Source organism: Stenomitos rutilans, from assembly GCF_059505485.1.
Genome location: NZ_JCACKR010000058.1, coordinates 1 through 3402 on the forward strand (window position 1 = coordinate 1; position 3402 = coordinate 3402).

At 51.1% G+C, this 3402-nt stretch carries 3 protein-coding genes; all 3 read left to right on the top strand.

All coding sequences use genetic code 11. From position 1 onward, the window contains the following. Window positions 1-197, top strand: a 197-nt coding sequence (locus AC5JLP_RS09930) for a hypothetical protein (RefSeq protein WP_496067776.1), incomplete at its 5' end; no start/stop codon positions are given. A 31-nt stretch (window positions 198-228) separates the two neighbouring features. Next, window positions 229-2805, top strand: coding sequence for a tetratricopeptide repeat protein (locus AC5JLP_RS09935; protein ID WP_496067777.1), 2577 nt, complete (start codon window positions 229-231; stop codon window positions 2803-2805). A 264-nt stretch (window positions 2806-3069) separates the two neighbouring features. Continuing rightward, a complete protein-coding gene (locus AC5JLP_RS09940) occupies window positions 3070-3252 on the top strand; it encodes a hypothetical protein (protein WP_496067778.1) in 183 nt (60 codons plus the stop codon). The last annotated feature ends 150 nt before the right edge of the window (window positions 3253-3402 follow it).

Genomic DNA, 3402 nt, shown 5'->3' on the forward strand with positions numbered 1-3402 from the left:
CAAAGCTATTAACGCCCCCAGCATTGGGGATTTGGGGGCAAGTGCGTAAGTCCTATGTAGAAACCATGAGCAATAAGCATACCGCTGATCTGCTCATGAGTAGCGCGAGTACGGATGATCAGAATCATTTGGGATCTAACGTTGATAGTGGGTTTTGCGACTGTCATCCTAATCCAGCCAGGTCAAAAATTCCTTGAGCAAGGATTTCCTGATCAAACCTGGTTTGGCATGAAGAAAGAAAGAGACGCTCAAGCCCCCGCTACAGAATTGCTACAAACTGCTGGTGCATCTACAGCCACAGCAGCCATTTCAACCATTAATCAACCCTACATCAAGCGGTTTGAGGAAGCTGTGAAGACCCGTAATTGGCTCAATCTTTCAGAGTACGCACTACTTGTTGGCGCTGGCATTGGCTCATTGGCATCCGTCGCCTCTCAACAGATTTTATTTACAGCCGCACCTGTCTCGGCGTTGCTTCTCGTTAATTTAGTGAATCGGCGGCGGTTGGAAGAAACCACACTGGCGCATACTGATGCATCGGTGACGCGGCTAGACCAGAAGTTTTCCGAGGATCTCAGTTCGTTGAGGCAGCAAATTCAGGTGTTGCCAAACTTTCTCGATCTTGCCAGTCTCAGAAAATCTGTTTTACACGAAACGTCAGAGAACACAGCAGGGCTAGCTCAAGATATTACCCAGCTTAAGCGCGAACTTGCTAAGCCAGAATGGCGCTTACTGGCGCAAGAAGTCCGTCAGCTACAGGTCAACTACACCGAACTAGCAGACTCTGTCAATGCGGTGACAACTTATTTGGGGCGCTTATGCACCGTCGATCGTGTTGATGGGTTTGATGCAGCGCTCACTCAGCTTAAAGCCGAACTGTCTAGCCTGCGAACCACTCTGCAAACCGTGAGTGAAGAGCAGCGCAACAACAATCCTCGCGTCATGCAGGATCAGATCAATCATATCAATCGTCGCTTGAACACACTGCCCACACCGTTTGATGCTAGTTCGCTCAAGCAAGATGTGGATTCGCTGGTGAAAGTGCTGGGTGAAATGGTGTCGCGGCGCGAACTGGCTCGTCTAATGGCGCAGGTGGAGCAAATCAGTCAGCAGCAAGAATCTCTGGATCAATCCGTTGCACCTATTAAGATGGCAACGACGATTCTTAAGAAACAGTTAGATACGGTTACAACGAAGCTGAACTTAAGCGATGAGGGCTTTGGCGGCATTTTAGACGGTAGCTTACTGCAATCCGATCCCTCAGTGGTGGAGGGACTCAAAGCCACCATCAGCGCTCTAGAGCATCGCTTGAACCAATTACCGATCGCCACCGACCTGACTCATCTGCGATCGGACGTGCAGAGCATGGTCTCCACTCAAATGGGTCACCTTCAGCACCAGTTAGCAGGCCTGCACCAGTTCACCCAAACGTTGGAGCACCAGCAAAAGACCCTGCGGGATTGGGTCAATCGGCTGCCTCAGGTGCTAGATTCCACCGCACTTGAAAGTCAGGTGAAATACCTTTCAGCACGGGTGGAGTGGGCTGAGAGCAACGCCGTCGATGTGCAGTCACAGGTGGATGCCGTCGTCAAGAGTCATCTCGAAGACTTTGCCCAGCAGCTTCAAACGACAGAGGCCCCTGCTTATGAGTTAGTGTTTGATGTTAAAGGTGCTCAACCGCGACAGGGAGAAGCCACCACAGGCTATAGCCGCCGCTTGTTAGAGCAAGCGTTAGACACCGCACAAGCACGACTCATTGTGGTCTATCCCTACCCAAGTTCGCAAACGCTAGATGCGGCGCTGATTGAGAAATTTAAGGCGTTTCTTGATCGCAACGGTTGTCTGGACTTAGGCTGGGGGCACCTGGGCGATATGAGCCAGGGGCATACGCCACGATCGATCGATCGTCGTCGCTCTCTCGATCCCACCAAGAAAGGGTTTCTCCACAAAACGCTGAACCAGTTGACTCAACTCAAGCGACAGTACCCTGCTCAATTCCGCTTTAAGGTGCTGGGAACGGATGAGAATTTTTTGGTGTGCGATCGCAGCTACGCCGTGCTGGGTGCACAGTCTGTTGCGACTGCCAGTGCTATTTTCCCGCAGGCCGCTGTTGGGTTGCGCACGACGGATGGAGATGTGATTCAAGGTCTGGTCGATCGGTTTGACAATCCAGCGCTGGATGCCAATGACGCGATCGCCTATTTCAACCGTGCGTCCACTCGCTATGACCTGGGCGATCGACAAGGCGCGATTGCGGACTACACAGACGTTCTCCGCATCCGTTCGCAAGATGATGTGGCGTATAACAACCGTGGGCTGGCTCGCTATGACCAGAACGATCGACCAGGGGCCATCGCAGACTTTGGGCAAGCAGTACAGCACAATCCTGAAAATTTCATTGCCTATTGCAATCGTGGCTTTGTACGCTCTGAGCAAGGCGATAAGATGGGCGCGATCGAAGACTATACGTATGCCATTCAAATCAACCCCGATTTTGCGACCGCCTATTTCTACCGGGGCTTAGCGCGTACTCGTCTGCAAAACAAGCTAGGTGCTATTCAAGACTACTCCGAGGTCATTCGGCTCAACCCCAAAGATGCAACAGCCTACTTCTACCGGGGGCTTGCCTGCATCAAAATTGGGCAGCGGCTGGATGCGATCGAAGACCTCGGTCAAGCGGCACAACTCTTTTCTGAGCAGGGCGACACGGCCAACTATCAACAAACCCTCAACACAATCAAAAAGCTCCACAAAACGCTGGCGATCGCCACCTCAAATCAGCCTTTAGTTGCGAGTGAAGCCTGACGCTAGAGCGCTCCGTTTTAATGGGTGAACGTTATTGGGATTTAGCCTTCAGCTTTCAGCCCTCAGCGGTCAGCTTTCCTTTTGAGAAGCCGCCAAAGATCTCATACCAATTTGAATTGAAAATGCGACACATCCTGTAGGGGCAAGGCCATGCCTTGCCCCTACCCACCGATTGATCTGTAGCCGTCATTCTTTAACGTGAGTTCGATGAACAGAAATTGACACAAAAAAGCTGAGACTGGTTTTGAAGTATCGGTCTCAGCTATGGACATCATCGTATCGCGCCTCGACATCACACGCCTTTTCTGTAAACTGGACGATTTTTGTCAGCAGTTTGAGCACTACTGGCAACACCAGGCACAACGACCATCGCTGCCAGGAGAACAGCGCGGTCAATCCTGCCTGAGCTTGAGCGAGGTGATAACGATGCTCCAAAAGTCTGCTTAACCTCTGATACCAATTTGAATTGAAAATACGACACATCCTGTAGGGGCAAGGCCATGCCTTGCCCCTACCCACCGATTGATCTGTAACCGTCATTCTTAGAACTTACGCATTGACAAAAAGAGTGAAATGTGGTGACTCTAGGATAGTCTC

Bases quoted from the DNA above. Each gene is read 5' to 3' on its own strand.
- AC5JLP_RS09940 (WP_496067778.1), top strand. From the start codon at position 3,070: ATGGACATCATCGTATCGCGCCTCGACATCACACGCCTTTTCTGTAAA.
- AC5JLP_RS09935 (WP_496067777.1), top strand. From the start codon at position 229: ATGAAGAAAGAAAGAGACGCTCAAGCCCCCGCTACAGAATTGCTACAA.